The organism is Paenibacillus forsythiae T98 (genome assembly GCF_000520735.1).
GTDB lineage: Bacteria > Bacillota > Bacilli > Paenibacillales > Paenibacillaceae > Paenibacillus_AQ > Paenibacillus_AQ forsythiae.
This window is the reverse complement of sequence record NZ_ASSC01000761.1, coordinates 1-1,433: the sequence shown is the minus strand read 5'-3', so window position 1 is coordinate 1,433 and position 1,433 is coordinate 1. Positions and strand designations below refer to the sequence as shown.

Genomic DNA, 1,433 nt, shown 5'->3' with positions numbered 1-1,433 from the left:
CAGCCACTCCGAACGGGAAGCCGCGATTCCTGTATTGTCCGCTCCCGTTGCCTTCACAAGCTCTCCCTCCCTATTATTCACTAGCCTTCGGTCTTTCCGGCTGCGTCAACTGCGTCAGCGGCATTGCCCGCAAGCTCCATTTCCTTCCATAACGCATGGAACAGCTCGGCAAATCCGGGCTGATCGCGGGCATACAAGGGCGGCGTATCCGCGATCTGCGCCGGAATATCGAACACCCGGCGGATTCTGCCCGGATTCCGCTCCAGGAGAATGACCCGGCTGCTGACCGCAATCGCCTCCGACAGGTCATGGGTAACGAGGATCGCCGTCTTGCCATGCTGCCGCAGCGTCTCCGATACCAGATCCTCCAGCTGGAGCTTGATCTGATAATCCAGAGCCGAGAACGGCTCATCCAGCAGCAGCAGGCCCGGGTCGGTCGCCAGCGTCCGCACGAGCGCGACCCGCTGGCGCATTCCGCCCGACAGCTGGTTCGGATACGATTGCTCCTTCCCTTTCAGCCCCATTTCCGCGAGAAGCTCGGCCGTCTTATCTCGTCCCGCTTCGTCCAGACGGCCGGTCAGCTCCAGGCCCAGAAGCGCGTTGTCCAGGATGCTGCGCCATGGAAACAGATAGTCCTGCTGAAGCATATAGCCGACCTCCGGAGAAGGGCCGTTCACAGGGCGTCCATTCACCAGCACTTCCCCCCGCGAAGGATGCAGGAGTCCGGCTATAATTGACAACAGCGTTGTTTTGCCGCAGCCGCTCGGTCCGACCAGGCTGACGAACTCGCCTTGTTCAATTTCAAGATTCAGATCCTCGACCGCAAGGGAAGCCTCCCTGTCGCCCAGGTAAGCGTGCGTGACCGACTTTAATTCCACAACCGGCGGCATGCAATCCCCTCCTTTACGCCTGGCATCCCGGATGGAAGAGCAAGCTTACTCGCCGCTCGCCGCCTTGGACTGCGCTTTCTCCGCAAATGTGTTATCCACAATCCTGGCCGCCGGCACCCGCGCTTTCAGCTCTCCCGCATTTTCCATAACATCCAGCAGATTATTCCATTCCTTGTCGTCGATGACCGGATTCTGCGCGTAGGTATCCTGGTCCTTATACCGCTTGATCGCAGACACCACAATGTCGCGGTCCGTATTCTCGAAGTAGGGCGCCACCGCGTCGGCGATTTCCCCGGGACTGTGCTTTTTCACCCACAGCTGGGCTTTTTGCAGCGCATTGGTAAATTTTTGCACGGTATCGCTATTCCTCCCGATATAGCTCTTCTTGGACATAAATACCGTGTACGGCAGATAGCCGCTCTCGACCCCGAATGAAGCGATAACCATGCCCCGGCCTTCGCGTTCAAAGATCGAAGCCTGCGGCTCGAACAGCTGCACGTAGTCCCCGGTTCCCGAAGCAAACGCGCCGGCGATATTCGCAAA

General features: G+C 58.8%; 2 protein-coding genes. Both read right to left on the bottom strand.

Annotated elements, in window-relative coordinates:
- Positions 1-80: 80 nt before the first annotated feature.
- Positions 81-890 (bottom strand): ABC transporter ATP-binding protein, encoded by an 810-nt coding sequence (locus tag L692_RS0123160; RefSeq protein ID WP_025702341.1) that lies wholly within the window; start codon positions 888-890, stop codon positions 81-83.
- A gap of 45 nt (positions 891-935) precedes the next feature.
- Positions 936-1,433, bottom strand: a 498-nt coding sequence (locus tag L692_RS33185) for an ABC transporter substrate-binding protein (protein ID WP_025702340.1), incomplete at its 5' end; no start/stop codon positions are given.